Source organism: Ancylomarina longa (assembly GCF_003996985.1).
GTDB lineage: Bacteria > Bacteroidota > Bacteroidia > Bacteroidales > Marinifilaceae > Ancylomarina_A > Ancylomarina_A longa.
Window position 1 is genome coordinate 1 of record NZ_RJJX01000211.1, and the last position, 479, is coordinate 479.

Annotated in this window: 1 pseudogene; it reads right to left on the reverse strand. The window is 47.8% G+C overall.

Annotated features, from left to right (window positions below):
- Positions 1-5 precede the first annotated feature (5 nt).
- Positions 6-479, reverse strand: a pseudogene (locus DLK05_RS17005) (hypothetical protein); the annotation flags it as partial.

Genomic DNA, 479 nt, shown 5'->3' on the forward strand with positions numbered 1-479 from the left:
GGGGGTTAGAGATTGGCGTTTTTTAGGCGATTGACCTGAGTACGATAAATGGACTTGGGCTTAGACTCGCCCCATGCGGTCAAACCTAATACCTGATCGGCTGAATCCAAATGGTTCATGATGTAGTTGTCACGAATCACATACCCGAGTCGGCTTGAGCAGGCAGAGACCAGACCATCATTGGCATCAGATAAAAACGGTACGCTTGTTGCTGCAAGCAGATAATCACTAGGGTCAAGGGCTCTCACGACTTGTCCTACCCCACTAAATGAGTAATATTTGATACCGTTTGCAGAGGTACTGGTTGGCTGACCACAGTAACTTGTTGGCATTGCTGCGGGGAATTTGGCATTGAATTTGGCCGCACCATCGGTTGATAGCGCCATGAGTGATTGCCAGCCATCTTGCGCTTGTATCTCTTTAAAACTGATGCCTGATCCCACATCTGTAAAGCCGCCAATCAAATTAAACACCCCTGA